This is a genomic window from Malikia spinosa, from assembly GCF_002980625.1.
Lineage (GTDB): Bacteria > Pseudomonadota > Gammaproteobacteria > Burkholderiales > Burkholderiaceae_C > Malikia > Malikia spinosa.
The window spans coordinates 15,437-39,292 of the sequence record NZ_PVLR01000078.1 but is presented as its reverse complement, the minus strand read 5'-3'; the positions used below and the strand labels follow the sequence as shown (position 1 = coordinate 39,292).

Sequence of the window (23,856 nt, the reverse complement as noted above, 5' to 3'; positions counted from 1 at the left end):
AGTCCATAACACGCTCTAAGGCAGGCGATGCCAGCGCCCTCGCGCCCAAATGCAGGCTATCGGGATGGTGCGCAGGAATTGTTTTTGCTACACTGCGCAGCACAACTCTAGTAAATTTCATCATGGTTCGCTGCCATCTATCGACGCTCATGGGTCGCGACAAGCTTCGAATTTCTGACGTGTCGCGCCTGACCGGCTTGAACCGCAGTACCGTCAGTGCCTTGTACAAAGAGACCGCAACCCGCTTGGACTTGGCAGCCATCGATGCCCTGTGCCGACTTTTTCATTGCCAGGTCGGGGAGTTGTTTGAGTACCTGCCCGACGCCGACAGGAGCGCTGCGTGACGCTCAGCCCATCCCGGTGGCATGTGATTGCCGAATCCAACTTTTCCTGGGAACGCGAGGCACTCGAATGGCTGCGAGCCCATCTGCCCGATCGCGATCCGTGGCATGCCTGGACCAACTTCGAGTTCATAGACGACGAGGGCAAAGTCAACGAGGTCGATGCCCTGGTGCTGTCGGCCGCGGGTCTCTTTCTGCTGGAGATCAAGAGCCGGCCGGGTGTGCTCCGAGGCGATGTCCACACTTGGACCTGGACCACGGATGGCAGCACCTCAACCCATGACAACCCGCTGATCCTGATCAACCGCAAGGCCAAGCGCCTGGCCAGTTTGTTGCGCCGTCAGCCTGCCATCGTCAAGGCCAAGATCCGGTTGCCATTCGTCGAGCCAGTCATCTTCCTGTCTTCCTCCAGTCTCTCTTGCCAGCTCGACGGGCTAGCCAAGGCGGCTACCTTCCAGCATGGCCAGCCCGGTGCTGTTGATGATCCAGGCATCGTCGGTGCCTTGAGCCACGGCCTGGCCACCAGGGCTGTCATGCCGGTTGACGCTACACAGGCCCGCGCCATTGCCCGAGGACTGGCGGAGGCAGGCATTCGCCCGTCCAACAAGCACCGTCAGGTCGGCGATTACCGGCTGACCAGACTCATTGCTGAAGGCGAAGGCTTCCAGGACTGGAACGCCAGTCACGTCAGCATCGACACGATCCATCGGCGTGTTCGCATCTACACCGTCGCCACCGCCTCCAGCCCGGACATTCGTGCCAGTCGGCTGCGGCTGGCACGTCGTGAGTTCGAGGTGCTCGAAGGCATCGACCATCCCGGCATCCTGCGCGTCAACGATTACAAGGAAACAGAGCTTGGCCCGGCGTTGATCTTTGATCACGACCCCAAGGCGGTCCGGCTGGATCACCTGCTGCACGAGCGGGGTCAATCGCTCACCATCACCCAGCGGCTGCAACTGGTGCGCGACATCGCGGAGACGCTCAAGTACGCCCACGCCAACCGCCTCTACCACCGTGCACTGGGTCCGCAGAGCATCCTCGTCCACGAGGCAGATAGCGGAGCCATGCGCCTGCGCCTCATGAATTGGCAGACCGCCTCGCGCAACGTCGGGGGCGCTGCCGGGTCGACTTCCGTGCACCGCACGACCGGGACGCGCCATGTGGAGGACTATGTCGAAGACCCCGGGCTGCTCTACCTGGCACCCGAGACCATCCGAGCTGATCCGGCACAACTCGCCAGCCTCGACGTGTTCTCGCTCGGCTGCATCGCCTGCTACATCTTCACCGGCCAGCCTCCTGCGCAATCCACGCTGGAGCTCGCTGAAAAGCTGCGCGTGGGCCAGGGCTTGCGCCTGTCGGACACGATGGACGGCTGCGGTACCCGGCAGCAGGAACTGATCCAGTTCGCTACCTCGCCCGATCTGCTGACGCGCTACGACACCATCCAGGGCTTCCTCGACGACCTCGATCTGGTCGAAGACGAGCTGACCACGCCAGACCCCGAAGTCACGGTCGACCCCAGCATCGCCAGCACGGGCGACCGGCTCGATGGCGGCTTCACCGTCATCAAGCGCATGGGGCGCGGCTCTTCCAGCGACGCCTTGCTGGTACAGCGCGACGGCAGCGATGAGGAGTCCATCCTCAAGGTGGCCTGCGACATCGCCCACAATGACCGGCTGGTCGCGGAAGGTGAAGTGCTCGCCCGCCTGCACCACCAGAACATCGTGGCCCACCGCGAGACGCTGAGCGTCTGCGGCCGCACTGCGCTTCTGCTCAAGAGCGCGGGCGCCAAGACCCTGGCCGAAAAGCTCAGGGAGGAGGGGCGCCTGTCGCTCGACATGTTGCAGCGCTTTGGCGAAGAGCTGATCGAGGCCGTCAACCACCTGGAAGCCGAAGGGGTAGCGCATCGCGACATCAAGCCCGAGAACATCGGCATTGCAGAGAACCGCAGCGGCAAGCTGCAACTGGTGCTGTTCGATTTCTCGCTCTGCCGCACGCCGGCTGACAACATCACAGCCGGCACCCATCCCTATCTGGATCCCTTCCTGTCGCTGCGGCGGCCGCCACGCTGGGACCTCTACGCCGAACGCTTTGCCCTGGCCGTCACGCTCTACGAGATGGCGGTGGGCCAGCCGCCGGTATGGGGTGATGGCCAGACCTTGCCTGTGATGCTCGATGTCGAAGCCAGCATCGAGAAGGACGTCTTCAATCCGGTAATACGTGAAGACTTTGGCAGTTTCTTCGAGAGAGCGCTCAAGCGCGACTTTCGCGGGCGCTTCGACAACGCCGAGGACATGCTGCGCGCCTGGCGCGCCATCTTCACGGCGCGGCAGTCGGCCCACCCCAGCGACACAGCGCCGGTCAGCGGCCTGGCCGCGATTGCGCTGACCGCCAACCCGCAGACCACCATGGTCGAGCTGGGCTACAGCCTGGAGGCCCAGGACGTGCTGGAGCGCATGGGCGTGCACAACGCGCGCGAGCTGCTGGCGGTGGATCGCATCCGCTTTCGCTACCTCAAGGGCGTGGGCGACAAGATCCGCAAGGAAATCCGGCTCACGGCCAAGGAGCTGGCCCGGCTTCGGCCCGACCTCGGCCAGGGCCGTGACGCGGCGCTCGACGCGGACGAGGAAATCGAAGGGGCTGTCAGCATCAACGAACTGGCTGCCCAGTTGCTCCCCCGGCGGCCCGCCGGCGACGACCGGCCCGAAGAAGCGGCCCTGGCCCATTACCTGGGCCTGGACGATGCCGTGACGGCGGGAGCCTGGCCCAGCCTGGGTGATGCGGCGCAGGCGGGCGAGGTGGAACGCGGCGTGCTGACAACGACCCTGATCAAGGCCCGCGCGCGCTGGCTCAAGAACCCGGCGTTCACTGAGCTGCGTCACCAGATCGACACGCTCGTGCGCAGCCAGGGCCACGTGATGAGTGCGTCCGACGGCGCGCTGGCTTTGCTGGCACTGCGGGGTTGCGCCTCGCAGGACAGCGCTGAACGACTGCGCCAGGCCATGGCCGTCTTGCGCGCTGCGGTGGAAGCCGAGGCGCACCTCGACCAACCTCGCTTCGAGGCCTTCGACCATCAGCCGTCGATGCTGATCGCCAGTGCGGCGGCCTGGGCCGACTACGCCAGCCAACTCGGTACCGCGGCGGATGCCTGCGCCCTGGCTGACCCTTTGCTGTCGCCCGCCCGCGTGTTGGAGATGCTGGACAGCCTGCCGCTGCCAGCCCCCGAGCAGCTTGGCGGCACCGTCCCCGCGCGGCTGACGCCCACCCGCTTGCTGCGACTGGCCGCCTCGGCGTCCCGCAAGGCTGCTGTTTCCAGCCGGCAAGAGATGTACGCCCGCGGCCTGGCGCCCATCCAGGCCTTGCGCCAATCCCTGGGCGCGCTGGTGGGCGCCCATGAGCTCCAGGCCAAGGACATTCAGGATCGCGTCCGTGGCCGCTACCCCGAGGCCTCGCCGCTACCGAACCGTCCGGTGCTGGACCGCCTGCTCGAAGAGGCCGGCGCGCCCCTGGCCTGGGACGGCAGCGGGGCCAATGGCCGAGGCGCCTACCGTCTGGCCACCCTGGGGCGCGGCCAGACGGCGGGTACCACCACCGCGTTCTCGCGCCACGCCACGCTGCAGGCCGGATACGCCATGGGTGATGCCGACGCGGCCGAAGCCGTCGTGGTCGAATCGCGCCTGCTTCGTTCGCTGGAACAGGGCGGCCTGCTGGTGCTGACGGTGCCGCCGCGCCTGGCACGCCATGCCGAGGCCGAGCTGCTGCACCGCTTCGGCAACCCCGACACATCCGCCGCGGCCGTGCAGCGCGTCAACTTCGATGCGCTGCTGCTGGGCGCGCTGCGCGATCAGGCGCAGGCCATGAGAGTGGACTGGAACGTCGTGCTGCAGGCCGACGCCGCCGACCGTGGCAGCCGCCACTGGATCAACTTGCAGCGCCTGGTGCAGCGCGCCGTGCCAGCCTTGCGGGCCGCCTTGCTCGACAGCCCGGCGCCCATCCTGCTGGTGAACGTCGGCCTGCTGGCCCGCTATCAGCTGATGAGCCTGATCACCGAGCTGGAACAACAAGCAGGCCGACCTGGCCAGACGCCCACCGCCTGGGTGCTGCTGCCCACCAGCCAGCAGGGCCTCCCAGTCATCGACGGCGTGGCGCTGCCGCTGGTCAACAACCTCCACAACACCCGCGCCCTGGCATTGCCGCAGGCCTGGGTAGAAAACCAACACCGGTCTGCCGCTGCCTTGCAGGCTGGCCAGCCCGCCTGAAAGATTGCTCCGTGATCAATGCCCCCCAACTGCTGGCCGACCTGACCCGGCTGCTCAAACGTCTGGAAACCGACCTGCTGCAGCGCATCGAAGATGTCCCCGAGCTCAAGGCCAGCCTGCGCGATGAATGGCAGGCCGCACGCGATGCCGACCGCTGCGCCGAGACCTTCGAGACCTGGGTCGACCAGGTCATCACCCAGGCCGGCGTGCACTGGCTGCTGAGCTGCGTCTTCCTGCGCTTCATCGAGGACAACCAGCTGGTCGAGCGACCCTGGCTGGGCGGCACGTCGGAATCGGGACGCCTGGCCCTGGTGCGTGACCGGCACGATGCCTACTTCCAGACCCACCCGCTGCAAAACGACCGCGACTACCTGCTGGCTGCCTTCCGCGAGGCCGGCACCTTGCCGGGCCTGCATACCTTCTTCGACGAAGCCCACAACCCGGCTTTCCGCCTGGGGCTGAGCGGCGATGCGGCCATGGCGCTGCGCCAGTTCTGGCAGCAGATAGACCCCAACACCGGCGCGCTGCTGCACGACTTCACCGACCCAGACTGGAACACCCGCTTCCTGGGCGACCTGTACCAGGATCTGAGTGAGGCCACCCGCAAGCGCTATGCGCTGCTGCAGACGCCCGAGTTCGTCGAGGAATTCATCCTCGACCGCACGCTGACGCCCGCGATCCGCGAATTCGGCTTCCGCGAGGTGCGCCTGATCGACCCGACCTGCGGCTCGGGCCACTTCCTGCTGGGCGGTTTTCACCGCCTGCTGGCCGAGTGGCAGCGCCACGAGCCCGGCCGCAACCCGGTGGACCTGGCGCAGAAGGCGCTCGATGCCGTAGCCGGCGTGGACCTGAACCCGTTTGCTGTGGCGATCTCGCGTTTCCGGCTGTTCGTGGCGGCGCTGCAGGCCTCTGGGGTGCAGCGCCTGGCCAACGCGCACGACTTCAAGGTCTCGGTGGCGATTGGCGACAGCCTGCTGCACGGCACCCGCTTTGGCCTGACCCAGAGCCAGGACCTGTTCGATGTGGCCGAGACCCACGCCGACAGCGGCCTGGCCCATGCCTACGCCAGCGAAGACCTGCCCGAGGTGCAGCGCATCCTGGGCCGCCAGTACCATGCGGTGGTAGGCAACCCGCCCTACATTGTGGTCAAGGATGTGGCGCTGAACGCGGCCTATCGGCAAAAGTACGCCAGTTGCCACCGCCAATACTCGCTGGGTGCACCGTTTACCGAGCGTTTCTTTGAGCTGGCCGTGACGGCTGCTGATGGGCACAGCGCCGGCTATGTGGGCCTGATCACGGCCAACAGCTTCATGAAGCGCGAGTTTGGCAGCAAGCTTATCGAGCAGGTGCTGCCCCGACTGGACCTGACCCATGTGGTCGATACCTCGGGCGCCTACATCCCCGGCCATGGCACGCCGACCGTGATCCTGTTCGGCCGCCATCGCACGCCGGTGGACGCCGGCGTGCGCACTGTGATGGGTATCAAGGGCGAACCCAGCACGCCCGTCGACCCGGCGCACGGGCTGGTGTGGAGTGCCATCCTGGGCCAGATCGACCAGGCGAGCAGCGAAAGCGACTTTGTCAGCGTGGTTGATACGCCCCGGAAGACCTTAGCTAATCATCCGTGGAGCATTGGCGGTGGGGGCGCGACGGATGTAAACGAGGCGATTGAGAGTGTTTGCGGCCAGCGACTCGGGAAAATTGCGGACGTTTTCAGTGGGACAGGGCGAACGAGTGCTGACGATGTACTAACTGCGCCTGCTGAAGCGTTTGCCCGTGCGGGCTTGCTTACTGCTGTGAAGCCCTTGGTTGAGGGAGACCAGATCCGAGATTGGTACGTCTCTGCACGCGACGCAATCCTTACCCCGTACTCTGAACATGGATTGATGAATCTTGAGAGCATCCCAGCGTCTCATCGCTGGATGTGGCCGGCACGTACCGTTATGGCCAATCGGATGGCCTTCGGAAATAAAACCTATCTTGAGGAAGGGCGATCGTGGTGGGCATGGCATCAAATCAGTCTTGGTCGGTTGAATTACGCTTTTGCGATCACTTTCGCCTTCGTCGCCACCCACAACCACTTTGTGCTGGATCGCGGCGGCAAGGTTTTCAAGCAGTCAGCTCCGGTCATCAAGCTGCCCGCTGGCAGCAGCGAGGAAGATCACCTGGGCCTGCTCGGGCTGCTGAACTCGTCGGTGGCGTGTTTTTGGCTAAAACAGGTTTCGTTCAATAAAGGAGATTCGACTGACTCCAAGGGTGCGAGGACTACAGGGGACTCAGCTTTCGACACTTATGAGTTCGCATCGACAAAGGTTGCCGAGTTTCCGCTCTGCACTGAGCGCCCGCTCGACATCGCCACGCGCCTTGACACCCAATCGTGTCAACTAGCTGCCCTGCAACCCGCTGCGCTTCTGGCTGCCGGCCCACTGCCCACCCGCGCCAGTCTGGACGCCGCCCGCGAACAGGCTGCCCAGTTGCGCCGGCAAATGATCGCCCAGCAAGAAGAACTGGACTGGCAGTGCTACCGCCTCTACGGCCTGCTGCCGGCCGTTGTGACCGCCGACGAGGTGGAATACACCGGCGCCCCGGTGGAAGTGGCTTTAGGCGAGCGCGCGTTCGAGATCGTGCTGGCCCGCCGCATCGCCGCCGGTCGCGAGCAGACCACCTGGTTCGAGCGCCACGGCTCCACCCCCATCACCGAGATCCCGACCCACTGGCCCGAGGACTACCGCAGCGTGGTACAGCGCCGCATCAAGTTGATCGAGCGCGACAAGTCCATCGGTCTGGTCGAGCGCCCGGAGTTCAAGCGCCGCTGGAACACGCCCGCCTGGGCCGACCAGGAACAGGCTGCCCTGCGCGACTGGCTGCTGGCCCGGCTCGAATCCCCCGCGCTCTGGCCCGCTAGTGTCGACCAGCCGCCCCAGCTCACCAGCACCAGCCGCCTGGCCGACGCTGTCTCGCGCGATGCCGACTTTCTGCAGATCGCCGCCCTGTACGCCGGCCACGCCGACTTCGACCTGGCGCAACTGGTGGCCGGACTGGTGGCGGCCGAAGCCGTGCCGGCCCTGCCGACGCAGCGCTACACCGACACCGGCCTGCGCAAGCGCGGCCAGTGGCAAGACACCTGGGCCTTGCAGCGCCGCGAGGACGCCATCGATGCCGAACTCGATGTCCTGCAGCAAGCCCGACGCCAGGAACTGTTGCAGATCGTCAAGGACGTGGCGCAGGGCGCTGAACCCGACGCCGATGCGCTGGCATGGGTGCAAAAGAAGCTGGACGAAGAATTCGTGCCACTGCGCAAAGAGCGCAAGGCCCGAGAGGTCGGCGCCATTCCGGTGCCGCCCAAATACCAGAGCAAGGACTTCCTCAAGGCCGATGTCTGGCGCCTGCGCGGTGGCCTGGACGTGCCCAAGGAGCGCTGGGTCAGCTACCCTGGCTGCGAGCGAGGCACGGACGGCAGTCTGGTCATCGCCTGGGCCGGCTGGGACCACCTTCAGCAAGCCACCGCCCTGGCCGGCTACTACCTGGACATGAAGGACAGCGAAGGCTGGGCGCCCGCACGCCTGCAGCCCCTGCTGGCCAGCCTGCTGGAACTGGTGCCCTGGCTGCAGCAATGGCACAACGAACTGGACCCGGTGTTTGGCGAGCGCATGGGTGACTACTACCTCAGCTTCGTCACCGAAGAGGCCCGCGCGCTGGGCTTCACGCTGGATGACCTGCGGGCCTGGAGGCCGGTGGTGGTGGCGGCCAAGCGCGGAAGGAAGAAGGCAGCAGTGTGAAGCCGCTGAAGCAAGGAATCGACATGATCAGAAGTTTTTACATCAACAATTTCAAGTCGCTGGTTGGAGGGAGGACAGCAACATGAGCACACTCAAGTCCCTGACCGTCGAGAACTTCGTTGCCTTCCACCAGCGCCTGGAGTGGCGTGACCACGCGTCGCTGAACGTGATCATCGGAGTCAATGACACCGGCAAGACGCACTTGCTCAAGCTGCTGTATGCGATGACACGCTCGATCGAGGACTACTCGAAGAAGCAGTCGGGGCCTGAGCCGAAAGAGTTGGCGGAGCTGTTGTCGAGCAAGTTGCGCTGGACCTTCCTGCCCCAGAAGATGGAGTTGGGCCGCCTCGTCACACGTGGCAGCGGCAACCGGCTGAAGGCTGATTTGCAGTGGAACAGCGACGGCCGGCTGAAGTTCGGCTTTGGCCGCGACACCACGGTGCGCATCACCGATATCGAAACCAACGAGATGGGGCAACTGGCGGGGCACAAGGCCACCTTCCTGCCACCCAAGGAGATCCTGTCGATCTTCGATGCCATCGTGGCAACCCGCGAATCGCAAGAGATCGCATCTTTTGACGACACCTACTACGACCTGGTGCAGGACTTTCGTCAGCCGACCGTTGGTGGCAACTGGAAGGAACATATCAAGCGCGTGTTCAGGCATTTGGAAGACGTCACCGGTGGCGGTGAAGTAGAGATGCAGTCTGACGGCTCGATCATGTTCCGCCGCGGCAAGGAGAGCTTCAACATGCACCAGACAGCCGAGGGCATCAAGAAGATCGGCATCCTTTCGCGCCTGATGCGCAACCGCCGGCTCACACCAGCCGGAGGCTGTATGCTTTTCGTCGATGAGCCCGAGGTGAACCTCCATCCTCGGGCCATCGTGCTGTTTGCCGACATGCTGCACGAGTTCGCTCAGTCCGGCGTTCAGGTTTACCTGACGACGCACAGTTTCTACATGCTCAAGCGTCTGGAGCAACTGGCGCGCAAGCACAAGGCCGACTATTCCCTGCTCGATTTGCGCAAGCAGGAAACTGGTGGGGTGGTGGGTTCGGTCACCCGCTTGAGCGACGGCTTGCCGATGAACCCGATCGTTGAAGAGTCGCTGCGGCTGTACGAAGCCGATGTGGCGCTCGATCTGGGGGATTGAGCCATGGCGGTTTATGAAGAGTCTGGATTGCGACTCGATTTGCCTGACGGAGCGCATTTCCGTTTGGCTGCGACGACCAGTTACCGGCCGCTGAGCGGGCAGTCTCTCAAGGAAATGGACTTTGCCTGGGTGCATGAAGGCCGGCTGGTGCTGCTGGAAGTCAAGGATTTCACCGAAACCACCGCCATGCTGGCTGGGACCGATTTTATTCCGGTCAAAGGTCAGCCCTCGCCCTGGCGCTTCGATGAACTGGTCGGCAAGATCACCGACACCCTAATGATGCTGCTCGCGAGCTGGAGCGGTAACGATTGGGGCCAGGGCTTGCGTGCCGAACTGCCAGTTGCCGTGCGCAAGCCCGTCAAGCTGGTTTTGGCCGTGGGCTTGGACCTGCCCGCGCAGCTGAAGGTTTACCTGAGTGCGCTCCGGATCGCCTTGAATGCTCGGCTAAAAGGCCGCCTCAAACTGGCGGGCGTTGAGGCGGTAGCCTTGATGGACTACGACACCCTGATTTCGCGCCCTGTCTTCAGCCCCTATGTTACCCGCGTAGCGACATCTGCAAAGCCGGTATGAGCACAAAACCCAAACGCGTTGACTATCTGGTCAGTGCCAGGCGCCACTTCCACGATGCCGATGCCCTGCAGAAAGCCGGCTGCCGGCCCAACGCTGGCCAGTTGTACGGGCTCAGTGTCGAATGCGGTTTGAAGGCTGTGCTGGTGCAACTGGGTGCCAGTACCGAGGCTGACGGCAGCCTCGCAGCGGAATTGCGCCTGCACTTGCCAAAGTTGGTCACCGATGTAACTACATTGCCAGACGGACGCTCCGCGAGCACGCTGACAGCGGCAGTGCCAAGTCTGGGAAAGATGCACGACTGGAAAATCGAGCATCGTTACTGGCGTGCAAGGGATTTACCGCTTGATTCGTTGCCTGGTTGGGAAGCGGCTGCCCGCGAGATGCTGGTTTGTCTCGACAACATGACTTCTGGAGCACTGTGATGCGCACTCTGCGATTCAATGACGCCATGCGCCTGGCCGCGGAGATCGCGAACGATCCACGGCTGCCGAGCATGCCCCGTGTGGGTATCGTGCGCGACATCTATGGCCGGCTGCGTTTTGCGGTCGATGCTTACCAGCCGCTGGCTCTAGCTGAAGATGACAGCGCTGATCACGACATCCTCAACGAGCAGCGTTATCCGCTGGACGCTCATGAAATCCTGTTGTCAGCTGCAGCCGGGTTAGGAGGTTATGCGACGTCTCAGCAGGTGCTGTACCGCGACGACTTTTCCAATCCAGCGACACTGTTCCAGAACGCCGACTGGCATGAAACACTGTTGCCGGCGTTTGAAGATGCTGCCGGTGTACTGCATCCGGAACGCTCGATGCTTTTACTGGATCGTCAGGTCATTGGCCAGGACTGGTTGCGCGCCGAGAAGTTCAGTGGCGAAGGCCACCCGTTACGCATCGTGTTTTACGGGCTCAAGGGTGGCGTGGGGCGCTCAACCGCGCTGGCCATGCTGGCCTACAAGCTGGCACAAACGGGTAAGCGCGTGTTGCTGATGGACTTCGATCTGGAGTCGCCTGGCTTGTCCGGTCTGCTGCTGCCGCCCGAGCGTGTCGCCGCCTACGGCCTGATCGACTGGTTCGTGGAGGATGCGGTGGGCCAGGGGGGTACGGTATTGAGCGACATTGTCTCTGACAGTCCACTGGCAGAACACACCACAGGTGTGATCCGCGTAGCCGCTGCAATGGGTCAGTGCGAGACTGCTTATTTGAGCAAGCTGGCACGCGTGTACGGCGATGTGCCTTCGCCACAAGGCCCACGCAGTTTTGCCACACGCATGGTCGAGTTGGTGTCTGTTCTGGAACGGTGCGAGCGCCCCGACGTCGTGCTGATCGACAGCCGTGCCGGCCTGCATGATGTGGCGGCAGTAGCCATTGCCCGGCTGGCTGACGTGGCGCTGCTGTTTGCCACTGACACCGCGCAATCGTGGCAGGGCTATCGGCAACTGTTCTTGCACTGGCAGCAGCATCCCGATGTGCTGCGGGCCGTGCGCGAGCGGTTGTTGATGGTGCAGGCGCTGTTTCCGGAAAGCGACCAGGCAGACCGTGCTGAACGGTTCAAGCAACATGCTTACGATCTGTTTGCCGAACACCTGTACGACCGGATCGAGCCGCGCAACCTAGAGAACTCCGAGGCTGACAGCGACTTCGAGTCGGCTTTCAACTTCGACCTTGATGCCGAGGATGCTCCTCATTTTCCGTTACGCATCCGATGGAGCGGTCGCCTGCAGGAGTTCAATCCACTGCTTAGGGTCGAAGACGGTGGTGTCAGTGCGGCTGATATCGAGTTGGCCTTCGGTCCGTTTTTTACGGCAGTCATGGACGCGTTACCGGAGACCATTGATGAATGACACCTGTGCCCTGCGCCAGGCATTGCGCGAGTCCTTGCCGGATGTAGATCATGTGGGGTTTGCGCCTGATCGTCCTCCTGCCTTTACTTATGTGCCGCCCAGTCATGCCAAGGCTCTGGATCCGGAAGTCAGTTTGGTCGAGGGTATTCGGGGTTCTGGCAAGAGTTTTTGGTGGTCGCACCTGTCGTCCGAACCACACCGACGCTTCATCGGAACAGCCTTTCCGGAGATCCGTTTCAACAGTCATGTACGGGTGGAGCAGGCGTTTGGTGCGCAGGCTACGTCGGAAAATGCTCCCAGTCAGGATGTACTGGCCAAGCTGATACAGCACTTCCCGGCACGTGCCATCTGGCGCGCGGTACTGGCCCAGAGAGCTGGTTTTGCCGCGCCTTATCCCGCTGGTGGCCAGTGGCTGGAGCGTGTTGGCTGGGTTCACGAACATCCCGAAGAGTTCGACGAGTTGCTGCTGCAAATCGACCGTCAACTGGAGGAGCAGGACGTCACGTTGGTCGTGCTGTTCGACGCGCTTGATCGCCTTGCTGAGGATTGGCAGAGGATTCGTCCACTCGCCAAGGGGCTGCTGCAAATTGCACTTGACCTGCGAGCCACCCGACGGATACGTTTCAAGATATTTTTGCGGCCAGACATCCTGCAGGATCGGGAGATTGTTGGTTTTCCGGATGCATCTAAACTGCTAGCCCGCAAGGCGGCGTTGACTTGGCGCCGGGCTGATCTGTATGCGTTGCTGTTCCAATGTCTCGGCAACGCCGAGCGTTATGGTCAGGCGTTTCGTGGTCTCACGCAACACACAGGCCTGCTCTGGAAACGTTCGGAGCCGGCACAGGCCTGGCTGCTGCCAGGACCGATGCGCACCGACGAACATCTTCAGGAATCGGTGTTCGCGTTGCTGGCCGGCAAGGCGATGGCTGCCGGCCCCAGTGGTTTCAAACGTGGCAAGCCTTATACCTGGCTCGTCAACCACTTACTGGACAGTCTCGATCAGGTCAGCCCGCGCAGCTTTTTTGCCGCGTTGCGTCAGGCGGCAGACGAGACCCCTGACGACCATCCCTTGGCTATCGACTACCGGATGATTGCCAAGGGAGTGCAAAGCGCGTCTCAGATCAGGGTGGATGAAGTGACCACCGAGGATTACCCCTGGGTGGATTTGGTTATGCGACCCCTGCGCGGGCGCTTAACCGTGCCGTGTGCAGCCCAGGATATCCAAGAGCTGTGGCGCATTGATGGGACGCTGGAATCGCTGCTCGATAAGCTCCACTCCAGCAGCGGAGTGAAGTTACCGCCTCAACACCTGAGCGAAGGCCACGCCGGGGTACTGGCCGATCTGGAGTCGCTTGGCCTGCTCAAGCGCCTGGACGACCAGCGCATCCAGATGCCCGACGTTTACCGGATCGCCTTTGGCCTCGGCAGGCGCGGTGGCGTGAAGCCGCTCAAGTAACAGAAACGTCAGAAAAAGAGTCCGTACATGCCTTTGTTGAAAGACCTCATCGCCATCCCCGAGCGGGTGCACCAGGGCGACTTCGTCCTGCAATTGTCCAAGGGCGTGACCGAGCCCGAGCAGACCCTGCGCGACTACGTGGTCACGCCGCAGCTGGTGGACGCCTTTGCCAACGCGCTGGGTTTCATCCAGCAAGCGGTGCAGACCGGCGGCAGCAAGGCAGCCTATCTGCATGGCAGTTTCGGCTCTGGCAAGAGCCACTTCATGGCGGTACTGAACCTGCTGCTGGCGGGCAACACCCAGGCCCGGTCGATACCCGAACTGGCCGACGTGGTGGCCCGCCATGGCTGGACTGAAGGCCGCAAGTTCTTGCTGGTGCCCTACCACATGATCGGCGCGCGGGACATGGAGTCGTCCATCCTGGGCCAATACGCCGAGTTCGTCCGCAAGAAGCATCCAGAAGCCCCGGTGCCTGGCTTCTACCTGGCCGAAGGCATGTTCAAGGATGCGCGTGAGCTGCGTGACCGCATGGGCGATGCGGCCTTCTTCGCCCAGCTCAACGCGGGGGCCAGTGCAGGGGACGACGCAGGCGGCTGGGGGGCATTGGAGCGCGGCTGGGATGCCGTGGCGTTCGAGGCAGCGATGCTGGAGGCACCCAATGGCGAAGAGCGCTCGCGCCTCGTGGGCGACCTGATCACGCAGTTCTTCTCGGCTTATCGGACCTTGGCGGGCAGTGGCGAGTCGTTTGTTTCGCTCGACGACGGCTTGAGCATCATGAGCCGGCACGCCCAGGCGCTGGGCTACGACGCCGTCATTCTGTTCCTGGACGAACTGGTGTTGTGGCTGGCCAGCCATGCGGCTGACGTCAACTTCGTCAGCCGGGAGGGCACCAAGCTGGTCAAGCTGGTGGAAGCGACCAACGCCGACCGGCCGATTCCGCTGATCAGCTTTGTGGCCCGACAGCGTGACCTGCGCGATCTGGTGGGCGAGAACCTGGCCGGTTCGGTTCAGGTGCAGTTCAGCGATGTGTTGAAGCACTGGGAGGCACGCTTTCACCGCATCACCCTGGAAGACCGCAACCTGCCAGCCATTGCCGAGAAGCGCGTGTTGCGCCCGGTGAGTGAGGCAGCCCGGCAAACACTGCAAAGCACCTTCGACGACCTGCTGCGGATGCGCAAGGACGTGCTGGACACGCTGCTGACCACCACGGCCGACCAGGATATGTTCCGCAAGGTGTACCCGTTTTCACCGGCACTGGTGCAGACCTTGATTGCCGTGTCGGCGGCCTTGCAGCGCGAGCGAACCGCACTCAAGCTGATGCTGCAGTTGCTGGTGGACCGGCGGGCTGATCTTGAACTGGGTCAGCTGATTCCCGTGGGCGACCTGTACGATGCCATCGCCGAGGGGGATGAACCCTTCAGCGAGGGCATGCGCCTGCACTTCGAGAATGCCAAGCGCCTGTACAACCAGCGCTTGCTGCCCATGCTGGAGCGGCAGCACAACGTGACCTGGGAGGCCATCAAGCTGGGCCAGGCTGACGCGGCGGCAGCCAAGAACCTGCGCAATGACGCCCGCTTGCTCAAGACACTGCTACTGGGGGCGCTGGTGCCCGAGGTGGAGTCGCTCAAGGCCTTGAGTGCTCAACGCCTGGCAGCCCTGAACCACGGCACTTTCCGCTCCCCTATTCCGGGGCGCGAAGCACTGGATGTCTTGCGTAAGTGCCGTGACTGGGCCAGCGAAATCGGCGAGATCAAGATCACCGAGGACCAGAACCCGATCATCTCGATCCAGGTGACCGGCGTCGACATTGAGCCCATTCTTCGGGCGGCGGAAACCAATGACAACCCGGGTAACCGCCGCAAGCGGATCCGCGAGGCCTTGTTCAAGGAGCTGGAGATCCTCGAAACGGGTGAGCTATTCAACAGCTACGAGTTCAACTGGCGTGGCACGCGGCGTGAGGTCGAGCTGCTGTACGAGAACGTGCGCGAGATGACCGATGACCGTCTGCGTGGCCGTTCCGGCACCTGGACGGTGGTGCTGGATTTCCCGTTCGACGATGCCAACTTCGGTCCGGCGGATGACCTGGCGCGACTCACGGAATACCGTGGCGGCGACACCAAGACCCTGGTGTGGATTCCATCCTTCCTGAGCAACAAGGCGATGGCCGATTTGGGCCGTCTGGTGGTGCTGGACCACATTCTGCAGGGTGATCGATTCGAGACCTATACGGGCCACCTGTCATTGGTGGACCGCGTGCAGGCCAAGGCCTTGGCCCGCAACCAGCTTGACCAGCTGCGCATCAAGCTGCGTTCGCAGCTGGAAGTGGCCTACGGCATCAGCACTGAACCCCGTGATGCCGTCAGCAGCCCGCTGACGGCAGACCAACAGTTCCGCTCGCTGGACCCGACTTTTTCGCCACGGCCGCCGGTGGGCGCCGACTTCAAGTCGGCCTTCGAGAGTCTGTTGGGGCAGCTGTTTGCCCACCAGTACCCGGCCCATCCCGAGTTCGACACCGAGATCAAGGCCGCCGTTATTCGCAAGATCTGGCCGGAAGTACTGAAGGCGATTGAGGCACCAGGGCAGCGCGGACTGGTTCAGGACGCCGGTGTTCGCAGGCTGGTCCGTGCCGTGGTCAACCCTTGCCAGTTGGGGCAGATGGGTGAAACCCATTTGTTGATCGAGCCGCGTTGGCAATCGCGCTTTTTGCAAAGCCACGCGCGCGACGGTGGCGGCGCAATCACCGTGGCCAGGTTGCGACAGTGGATCGACATGCCGGCGCCCATGGGCCTGCCGCTGGAGTTGCAGAACCTCATCATCCTGGCATTCGCTGCCTCGACCAACCGCCGCTTCACGATGCGCGGTGGACCTTACGAGCCCACGGTGGACAACGTGCCGGACGAACTGGAGTTGCGAGAGCAATTGCTGCCCAGTGCCAGCGACTGGCAGCTCGCGTTGCAGCGTGCGTCCAGCCTGTTTGGCTTGACCTTGGGTCAGACGCTCAATGCCGCCAACGTCGGCAAACTGGTGGATGAAGTAAAGCAGAAAGCGACCGAGAAGCGCGAGGCAGTCACCCGCCTTGTAGCGCAGGTCCGAGACCGATCGAGCCGTTATGCGGCCGGCGTGACGGGGGCTCGCCAACGAACTGCTGAATCTGCCCAGGCCTTGCTGGCTGCGTTGGCATCAGCGGCAGAGTCCGAACTGGTCACCGTACTGGCGACGGCAGTTTTGCAGACCTCGGAGGCTGCAGTGGGTCGCGCTTTGGCCCAAGCGAAGGCCGGTGCCAATGCGCTGGAGGCAGGTAACTACTGGCAGCTTTTTGATCTGGTGCTCGAAATGAGTGACCATGGAGTTCAAGCGGCACAGGTCTTCAGAACACGTCTGGAAGAAGGGCTGACCAGTGATGAGCATGTGGTGTCATTGAAGGTCCGGCTGGACGAGTTGTACCAAGATGCCATCCGCTTGCTAGCCAGGGCCACACCGGTTCCTGTACCTGTGCCAATCCCGGTACTTGACCCGGGCACACCAGCGTCTGTGCCGACGCCGACACTGGCACCGGTGACAATCACTCCGGCGCCCGCCAATCTGGCGCACGAGGTGGTAGCCGAGAAGCAGGATTTGCATCTGACGGGTGCAGATGCCTTGGCAGCGCTGGATGAGCTGAAGGCCCGTGTAACGAGCGAGCGTGAATTGGAGTTGACGCTCAGTTGGCGCCTGCAGCGCAAGGGCACTCGGCCATGAGTTTGTCGACACCACAGATCTCGGCACAGCTGGAACGTGTGCTGGCCAGCGATCCGACGGCACAAGCCGTTGCGATTCGCGCGACCACCAAGCAGGTCTGGCCCGCTGCTGTGAGCCAATATGGCCGTCAGTTTCAGCTGCGCTGGTGTGAGTCGTCATTGGCCATCCGCGAGGCCCTGTGTGAGTTGGAGCAGCTGAACACCACGGCTTCGGGCATGGTGCTCATTACCCCGTTGGCGACCCATGAGGTTGCGCAGGACATTGCTGCTCGGCTGGCCCGCGCCCGGGTGTTCCAGCCGGAGGGTTGGGACATCGTTCGTTTGATGTTCCAGGCCAAGGAGACCGACGCCCGCTTAGGCCGGTTTGCCTGGATGCCGCAAGCCTTGATCGATGGCGCGTCCCAAGGCGACTACCAGCCTGTTGCCAACGGTTTTTTGGACCTCGAGACCGCTTGGCGCGAAGTGCTGCTGCGTTTCGCCGGCATTGAAATGGCTCGGCCGGACGCCGTCACACTGCTGCGCTGGTCGATGACACCCGATGCAGATCCCCGGCTGAGGCCGTTGCCTGCTCCGATACGGTCAGACATCTTATCCTGGCTGGCGGAGACTGCAGGATTGGCGGGTGCGATGGTGTTGGGCTGCGTGGAAGCAGCACGAACGGGCGATGCGTTGCCATTGGGGCTGGTCAGTGGCGTGATATTTGCTCCCGAGGGCGAGGGACAGACCGCGCTGGGGCAAGCTGCGATTCGTCTGGAGCGTTTCGTTAATGACAAGCATGTGGGGGTAACGGAGGGCCGTGCTTGGGCAGCGGCGGCAGGGCAGGTGGTTCGTAGCTCAGGCGTGGAGGTCTGCCGGGCCATGCTGGAGCGCGCCGATACCTTGTTGCGCGATCTCCGTATCCCGGAATTTGCGCATCTGAGTGACTTGCTGCCATCGGCGCTGGATCAGCGTCTGATCGACTTTGCCTTGGCCTTGACAGCACAAGCGGCTGAGCCCAGTGAAGCCAACCTGCAACAAGTTGAACTGCGCGCTGATCGTGCACTCAAGCATGTTCTACTGAATGAGCAACCACTGCGCATGGAGCGCGTCGAGATGGCGCGACGCCTGGCACGCTGGCTGCTCAGCCCGATGGTCTCTGGGGCATCGCTGCACGAATCGGTTGAATGGCAAGCTGACCAAGGTGCTTACCTGGATTGGGCCAGGTTCAGGTTGCTGGGCGGCGATGAGCTGACAGAGTTGTCGGATGCTTATGCCGCGTGTCGCCAGGCTGCCATTGCACGACGCAACGCCTTTGCCATGCCTTTTGCCCAGGCACTGGTGCAATGGAACGGGCAGCCACCTGCTGACAACGGCCGGATCGTGCCGCTTGAGCAGGTGCTGGACAAAGTACTGGCACCAGTCGCGGCTGTGCAGCCCACGCTGCTGTTGGTGATGGATGGCTTGAGCAACAGCATCTTCCGTGAACTGTTTGCACGAGCGGCCAGCCACGGCTGGACTGAACTGGTGCCAACGTCACAACGAAAGCCCTTGGTTGGCGTGGCTGCGGTCCCTACGATTACCGAGGTAAGCCGGACCAGCCTGCTGTGCGGTCGGTTGACCGCTGGAACTCAATCACAGGAGAAGCCTGGTTTCGCGTCCCATCCAGCCTTGACGGCACTCAGTCGAGCAGAGCTCGCTCCCAAGCTCTTCCACAAGGGTGACCTGGTGGACGCCGGCAATCTGGCTCCCGAGGTCCGCGCCGCGATTGCAAATCAACGTCAGCAGGTCGTAGGCGTGGTCTATAACGCCGTTGATGATCACCTCAGCGGTCCGGATCAGCTCAATCAGCGTTGGGCACTGGAGGACCTGCGTCTTTTGCTCCCCTTGCTGCGAGAGGCCCGCGAAGCCCGGCGCGTGCTGGTGATCACGGCGGACCATGGTCACTTGCTGGAGGATGGGACCACGCGGGTCACTGGTGGCGAAAGTGACCGTTGGCGGCTGGGCCGGACTGCTGCATCGACGCAAGAGTTGGCGATCAGTGGTGGCCGGGTGGTCACCAGCGATGGCTCGAATGCGGTGGTTTGCCTCTGGGGTGAATGCAGCCGCTACGCGGGCCGCAAGAACGGCTACCACGGTGGTCTGTCGCCACAGGAAGTTACGGTACCGTTGAGCGTGTTCGTCCCCTTGGGTGCCAGCTTGGCTGGTTGGAGCGCTGCGCCGCCGAACCAGCCGGAGTGGTGGGAGCTTGCACCCATGCTGCAATCCGAGCAGGCAGCCACAGCAGCACCTCGAGCAAGACCAGTGCGTAAGAAGCCGGTGCAGACCGAGCCGCAACCCGGGCTTTTCTCTCCAGTTGATTTGCCGCAGGCCAAAGCACAAACCGTAGAGCTTGCCCAAGATGACTGGATCGCCGGCCTGCTGTCCAGCCCGATCTATGCCTCTCAGCGCCAACTCGCTGCGCGTGTGGCGTTGCCAGACGACAAGATGAGGCTACTGCTGGAGGCTCTTGTCGAGCGTGGCGGGAAGCTGTCCCGGGCGGCCTTGGCTAATCGACTCTCGCTGGCAGAGGTCCGATTGGGCGGATTACTGAGTGCAGTGCGTCGCATGCTGAACGTGGACCAGGCGGCGGTGCTCACCGTCGATGAGGCGGCTGGTTCGGTCGAACTCAACATCGCCTTGCTGCAACAGCAATTCCAGTTGACTAGGCAAGGAGGCGCACGATGATCAGCCCGGCTCGAAGGGAGGACATTGTCAGCGCGTTGCGCAGAGGCACGGTTCCAGGTAGTGGACTGGATGCCCTGGCGGTTGGCATCGAGACCTTTGCATCCACCCTCAGCGAGGAGCTTGAGTCGGTCGCAGCAGGTCGCGGCGGATTCAAGGCGGTGCGCGGTGAATACGGTACCGGCAAAACCTTTTTTGGACGTTGGCTGCAAGAGCGTGCCCGCTCCCGAGGCTTTGCTGCGACTGAAGTCCAGATTAACGAAACCGAGACACCACTGCATCGGCTGGAGACCGTTTACCGGCGACTTGTCGAACATCTGGGTACGGCTGACATGGCCAGCGGTGCATTCAGAAGCGTCATCGACGGTTGGTTCTATGCACTGGAGCAAGACGTTCTGGCCGACCCGACGGTAGATCCAGACGATGCGCAGGGATTGCTGCAGCGCACAGATGCGCTGATGGAGGCGCGACTCAGTGCCATCAGCAAGACGGCACCGGCCTTCTCGGCAGTGTTACGCACCTATCGGCAGGCGTTGTCTAGTAACGACAGTATGCTCGCCGAAGGCCTGATCAGCTGGCTGTCCGGGCAGCCTAATGTGGCGGCCAGCGTCAAGCGAGCAGCGGGCATCAAGGGTGATCTGGATCACTTTGGAGCCAGCAACTTCCTGGTAGGCTTGCTTATCATCTTGCGAGACAGCGGATTTGCAGGTCTCGTGATGGTGCTCGATGAGGTGGAAACACTTCAGCGCATGCGTACTGACACGCGCGAGAAGGGTCTCAATGCGCTGCGGCAGTGGATCGACGAAATCGATGCAGGCCGCTATCCGGGGCTGTACCTGGTCATCACCGGTACACCTGCGTTCTTTGATGGTCCACAGGGTGTGCAGCGCCTTGCGCCGTTGGCTCAACGGCTACACGTGGACTTTGGAACTGACCGTCGGTTCGACAACTCCAGAGCTGTCCAAATCCGCCTGGCCCCGTTCGACCACAGCGCGCTGCTTTCGGTTGGGCGCCGTGTGCGCGACATCTACGCGGAGGGACGCGAGCATGAGCGACGCCTGCGGACTGTGGTCGACGACAATTACCTGGCCACCTTGGCTCGAGCCGTGGCCGGAGGTCTGGGGGGCAAGGTTGGCGTTGCGCCGCGTCTGTTCCTGAAGAAGCTTGTCGCAGACGTGCTCGACCGCGTGGAGCTCCATGCGGACTTCGACCCGCGTCAGCACTATTCGCTCACCCTTGCCGAGTCCGAGATGTCTGCCACTGAGCGGGCAGCAGCGAGCGCCACCTCCGTGGATGACATCGAGTTGTGAGCGCATTCGAGCAATTACATCCCTCCCTCCAGTACCACGTGGTCAACACCTTGGGCTGGAACACGCTGCGCCCCACCCAGCTGGCTGCAATTGCACCGATTCATGCCGGCTCGCACTGCCTGCTGTTGGCATCGACTGCCGGTGGCAAGACAGAAGCGGCAGCCATCCCTATCCTGTCCCGGATGCTCAAGGAATCCTGGCCTGGAACAAGTGTCCTATACATCTGTCCCATCAAGGCGCTGCTGAACAACCTGGAGCATAGGCTGATCCACTATGCCGGGCTCGTCGGCCGCACGGTGGAGGTCTGGCATGGTGATGTGTCGCAGTCACGCAAGAAGAAAGCGCTGCAAGAGGCCCCCGACATTCTCTTGACGACACCGGAGTCGCTCGAGGCGATGTTGATATCCGTCCGAGTGGACCGGCCCATCTGGTTCGGGAACTTGCGGGCGGTGATCGTTGACGAGTTGCACGCCTTCGCCGAGGATGACCGCGGCTGGCACATGCGCTCTGTGCTGCAGCGGCTGGAGCACTATTCGAAACAACCGCTCCAGAGAATCGGCCTGTCGGCGACCGTCAGCAACCCAGTGGAACTTCTGGACTGGTTCTCGCCTGTCGGGGATCGATGTGTAGTGGGCAGCGCCTCGGTGAGCACCGATGCCAACGTCACCATCGATTACGTCGGGACACTCGAGAACGCGGCAACAGTCATCTCACGCCTGCACCGAGGCGAGAAGCGTCTGGTGTTCTGCGACTCGCGCAGCAGCGCGGAACAACTGAGCAGCATGCTCCGAGCCAAAGAGGTGCGGACCTTTGTCAGTCATGCATCGCTGAGCGCGTCCGAGCGTCGACAAGCCGAGGCGGCGTTTGGCGAAGAAAAGGATTGCGTGATCGTCGCAACGTCGACGCTGGAGCTTGGCATCGATGTCGGCGATCTGGACCGAGTGATACAAATCGATTCACCTTCGACTGTGTCGTCGTTCTTGCAGCGCATGGGGCGCACCGGCCGGCGGTCAGGAGCTTTGCGGAATTGCCTGTTTCTGACGACCAACCAGGATGCTTTCATGTTGGCGCTGGGAGTAACCCGTCTATGGTCTCAGGCCTGGGTCGAAGCGGCGCGGCCACCTGATGAGCCGTGGCCGATAGCCAGCCAAGAGATTCTGGTGGCCACGCTGGAGCGGGGCGAATGGCCTGTAAGCGAGGTCTTCTCACTGCTGGCACGCTGTTTTCCGGAACTGCCGTCAGAGGGATTCAGGTTGTTGGTCGACCACATGGTGCAGGAGGCGTACCTGGATAGATCGGAGGGGCTTGTTCGTGTCGGCCCGCGCACAGAGCGCGAGTTCGGCCGTGGCCACTATCGTGATCTGCTGGCCTCTTTCAGCGGGGCTCAACTCTTGACTGGCCGGTGTGGCAGTGCCGAGGTCGGCTACATCGACCCAACGGTATTGACAGGTGAAGAACCTCAACGGCTACTCCTCCTGGCCGGCCGCAGTTGGCTGGTGAAGGAAATTGAGTGGTCTAAGCAGACCGTCTGGTTGGAGCCAGCGAAAGAAGGAGGCAAGGCCAGATGGATGGGTGGAGCTCGCAGTTTGAGCAGAGAAGTCTGTCAGGGCATCCGTGCAGCGCTGGTTGAGGGGTTATCACCTGCTGTTCATCTGTCCCAACGAGGCAAGGCTGAGCTGGCTTTCTTGACAGAAGAACTGGCTTTGTCACCTGATGCGCACTTCACGTCCAGGCAGGAAGGGAATCAGACGCGCACATGGACCTTTGCTGGCACCAAGGAAAACCGGACCTATGCGCGGTCGGCTTCCAACCAAGGGGTAAGCGTTAAGTTTGATGCCCTAAGCGTTCAAGCTCCGGCCGCATCATTGTCATTTATTGGGGAAGCCAACAGAAATATTGAACTGACAGATCAAGAACGGGAGGCATTTTCTGAAGGGATCAAGTTTGCGTCTTGTGTACCCCCCATCTTGCTTTGTCGGACGATTGTTGCTCGCAATTTCGTAGCATATTGAACGCCAGACAGCGTAGGGTCATTAATTATGACCTAGTCCCGGCGGATTAAAATCTGAAGCGCAACACCCAGGGTTTAAGTGAAAGCCTCACTAAAATCTGGAGCCCGGCTGCTTGAGAAACCCTTCTTCCTCGGGTGTTGAAACGCGACCCAATATCTTGTTGCGGTGCGGATAGCGTCCAAATCGATCAATGATAGCCTTGTGGCGCAACTCAAAATTGTAGTTGCTCTGCGGTGTCCATTTTTTGAAAAGCTGCTCAGCCTCTGCATGCATAATGATGGATTCGCTGTGCATGTAGGGCATCAGAAGGAAGGCCCGCTCGGTTGAATCCAACTGTGCGAGTGCGCCCGAGGCAACTGCTTCCTGTGCCAGAACCAAGGCCATTGGGTCTTGCAAGAAGGCCCGGGGGGTGTTCCTGAAGATGTTGCGGGAAAACTGATCCAGAACGATCACCTCGGCCAAGCGTCCCTCTGGTGTCTGACGCCAGCCAGACAGCTCACCACTGGCCGCCTGTTCCAGCAGGGGAAGGAATCGATCCCTTATCCGGGTATCGAACTCGGGATCAACGGCCCACCACTGCCTGGGCTCGATTTCCCTGAACCAGAAATTCAGCACTGCCGTGTACATGAGATCTCCTCGAGCTTGCAAGTCATCAGTGAAGCCGATATCTGGTGTGGGGCACAAGTCCAGTTGCCAACGCCT

At 62.4% G+C, this 23,856-nt stretch carries 13 protein-coding genes; 12 read left to right on the top strand and 1 reads right to left on the bottom strand.

From position 1 onward, the window contains the following. From C6P61_RS18250 to C6P61_RS17180, 12 genes are all read left to right on the top strand, one after another. A partial coding sequence (locus C6P61_RS18250; protein ID WP_244908998.1) for a helix-turn-helix domain-containing protein occupies positions 1–344 on the top strand: 344 nt, incomplete at its 5' end. Further along, positions 341–4,600: a BREX system serine/threonine kinase PglW gene (gene pglW, locus C6P61_RS17235; RefSeq protein WP_105731127.1), complete on the top strand. Its 4,260-nt coding sequence runs from the start codon at positions 341–343 to the stop codon at positions 4,598–4,600. The genes C6P61_RS18250 and pglW, both read left to right, overlap by 4 nt. 11 nt (positions 4,601–4,611) lie before the next feature. Next, positions 4,612–8,379 carry a BREX-2 system adenine-specific DNA-methyltransferase PglX gene (gene pglX / locus C6P61_RS17230; RefSeq protein ID WP_244908997.1) on the top strand — a complete coding sequence of 1,256 codons (3,768 nt, stop codon included), beginning with the start codon at positions 4,612–4,614 and terminating at the stop codon, positions 8,377–8,379. 82 nt (positions 8,380–8,461) lie between these two features. Then, positions 8,462–9,532, top strand: a complete 1,071-nt coding sequence (locus C6P61_RS17220) for an AAA family ATPase (protein ID WP_105731126.1) — start codon at positions 8,462–8,464, stop codon at positions 9,530–9,532. Positions 9,533–9,535: 3 nt separating this feature from the next. Beyond that, a complete protein-coding gene (locus C6P61_RS17215) occupies positions 9,536–10,102 on the top strand; it encodes a hypothetical protein (protein ID WP_105731125.1) in 567 nt (188 codons plus the stop codon). Next, complete coding sequence (locus C6P61_RS17210) at positions 10,099–10,524, top strand: hypothetical protein (protein ID WP_105731124.1); 426 nt, start codon at positions 10,099–10,101, stop codon at positions 10,522–10,524. Before C6P61_RS17215 ends, C6P61_RS17210 begins: the two co-directional genes overlap by 4 nt. Beyond that, on the top strand, positions 10,524–11,939 hold the full coding sequence (locus tag C6P61_RS17205; RefSeq protein WP_105731123.1) for a tyrosine-protein kinase family protein: 1,416 nt from the start codon (positions 10,524–10,526) through the stop codon (positions 11,937–11,939). Before C6P61_RS17210 ends, C6P61_RS17205 begins: the two co-directional genes overlap by 1 nt. Continuing rightward, the gene (locus C6P61_RS17200) at positions 11,932–13,395 is read left to right on the top strand and encodes a P-loop NTPase fold protein (RefSeq protein WP_146115093.1); all 1,464 of its coding nucleotides are present in this window, start codon (positions 11,932–11,934) and stop codon (positions 13,393–13,395) included. The genes C6P61_RS17205 and C6P61_RS17200 overlap by 8 nt, the downstream gene beginning before the upstream one ends. A 27-nt stretch (positions 13,396–13,422) precedes the next feature. Continuing rightward, entirely contained in the window at positions 13,423–17,133 is a 3,711-nt protein-coding gene (locus tag C6P61_RS17195; protein WP_105731121.1) for a BREX-2 system ATPase PglY family protein, read from the top strand. Next, positions 17,130–19,835, top strand: coding sequence for a BREX-2 system phosphatase PglZ (gene pglZ, locus C6P61_RS17190; protein ID WP_105731120.1), 2,706 nt, complete (start codon positions 17,130–17,132; stop codon positions 19,833–19,835). The genes C6P61_RS17195 and pglZ overlap by 4 nt, the downstream gene beginning before the upstream one ends. After that, positions 19,832–21,142: a BREX system ATP-binding protein BrxD gene (gene brxD, locus C6P61_RS17185; RefSeq protein WP_105731119.1), complete on the top strand. Its 1,311-nt coding sequence runs from the start codon at positions 19,832–19,834 to the stop codon at positions 21,140–21,142. Before pglZ ends, brxD begins: the two co-directional genes overlap by 4 nt. Beyond that, positions 21,139–23,154, top strand: coding sequence for a DEAD/DEAH box helicase (locus C6P61_RS17180; RefSeq protein ID WP_105731118.1), 2,016 nt, complete (start codon positions 21,139–21,141; stop codon positions 23,152–23,154). Before brxD ends, C6P61_RS17180 begins: the two co-directional genes overlap by 4 nt. A 90-nt stretch (positions 23,155–23,244) precedes the next feature. Here C6P61_RS17180 and C6P61_RS17175 read toward each other — a convergent pair whose 3' ends face one another. After that, positions 23,245–23,781, bottom strand: a complete 537-nt coding sequence (locus C6P61_RS17175) for a DUF924 family protein (RefSeq protein ID WP_105731117.1) — start codon at positions 23,779–23,781, stop codon at positions 23,245–23,247. Positions 23,782–23,856: the final 75 nt, after the last annotated feature.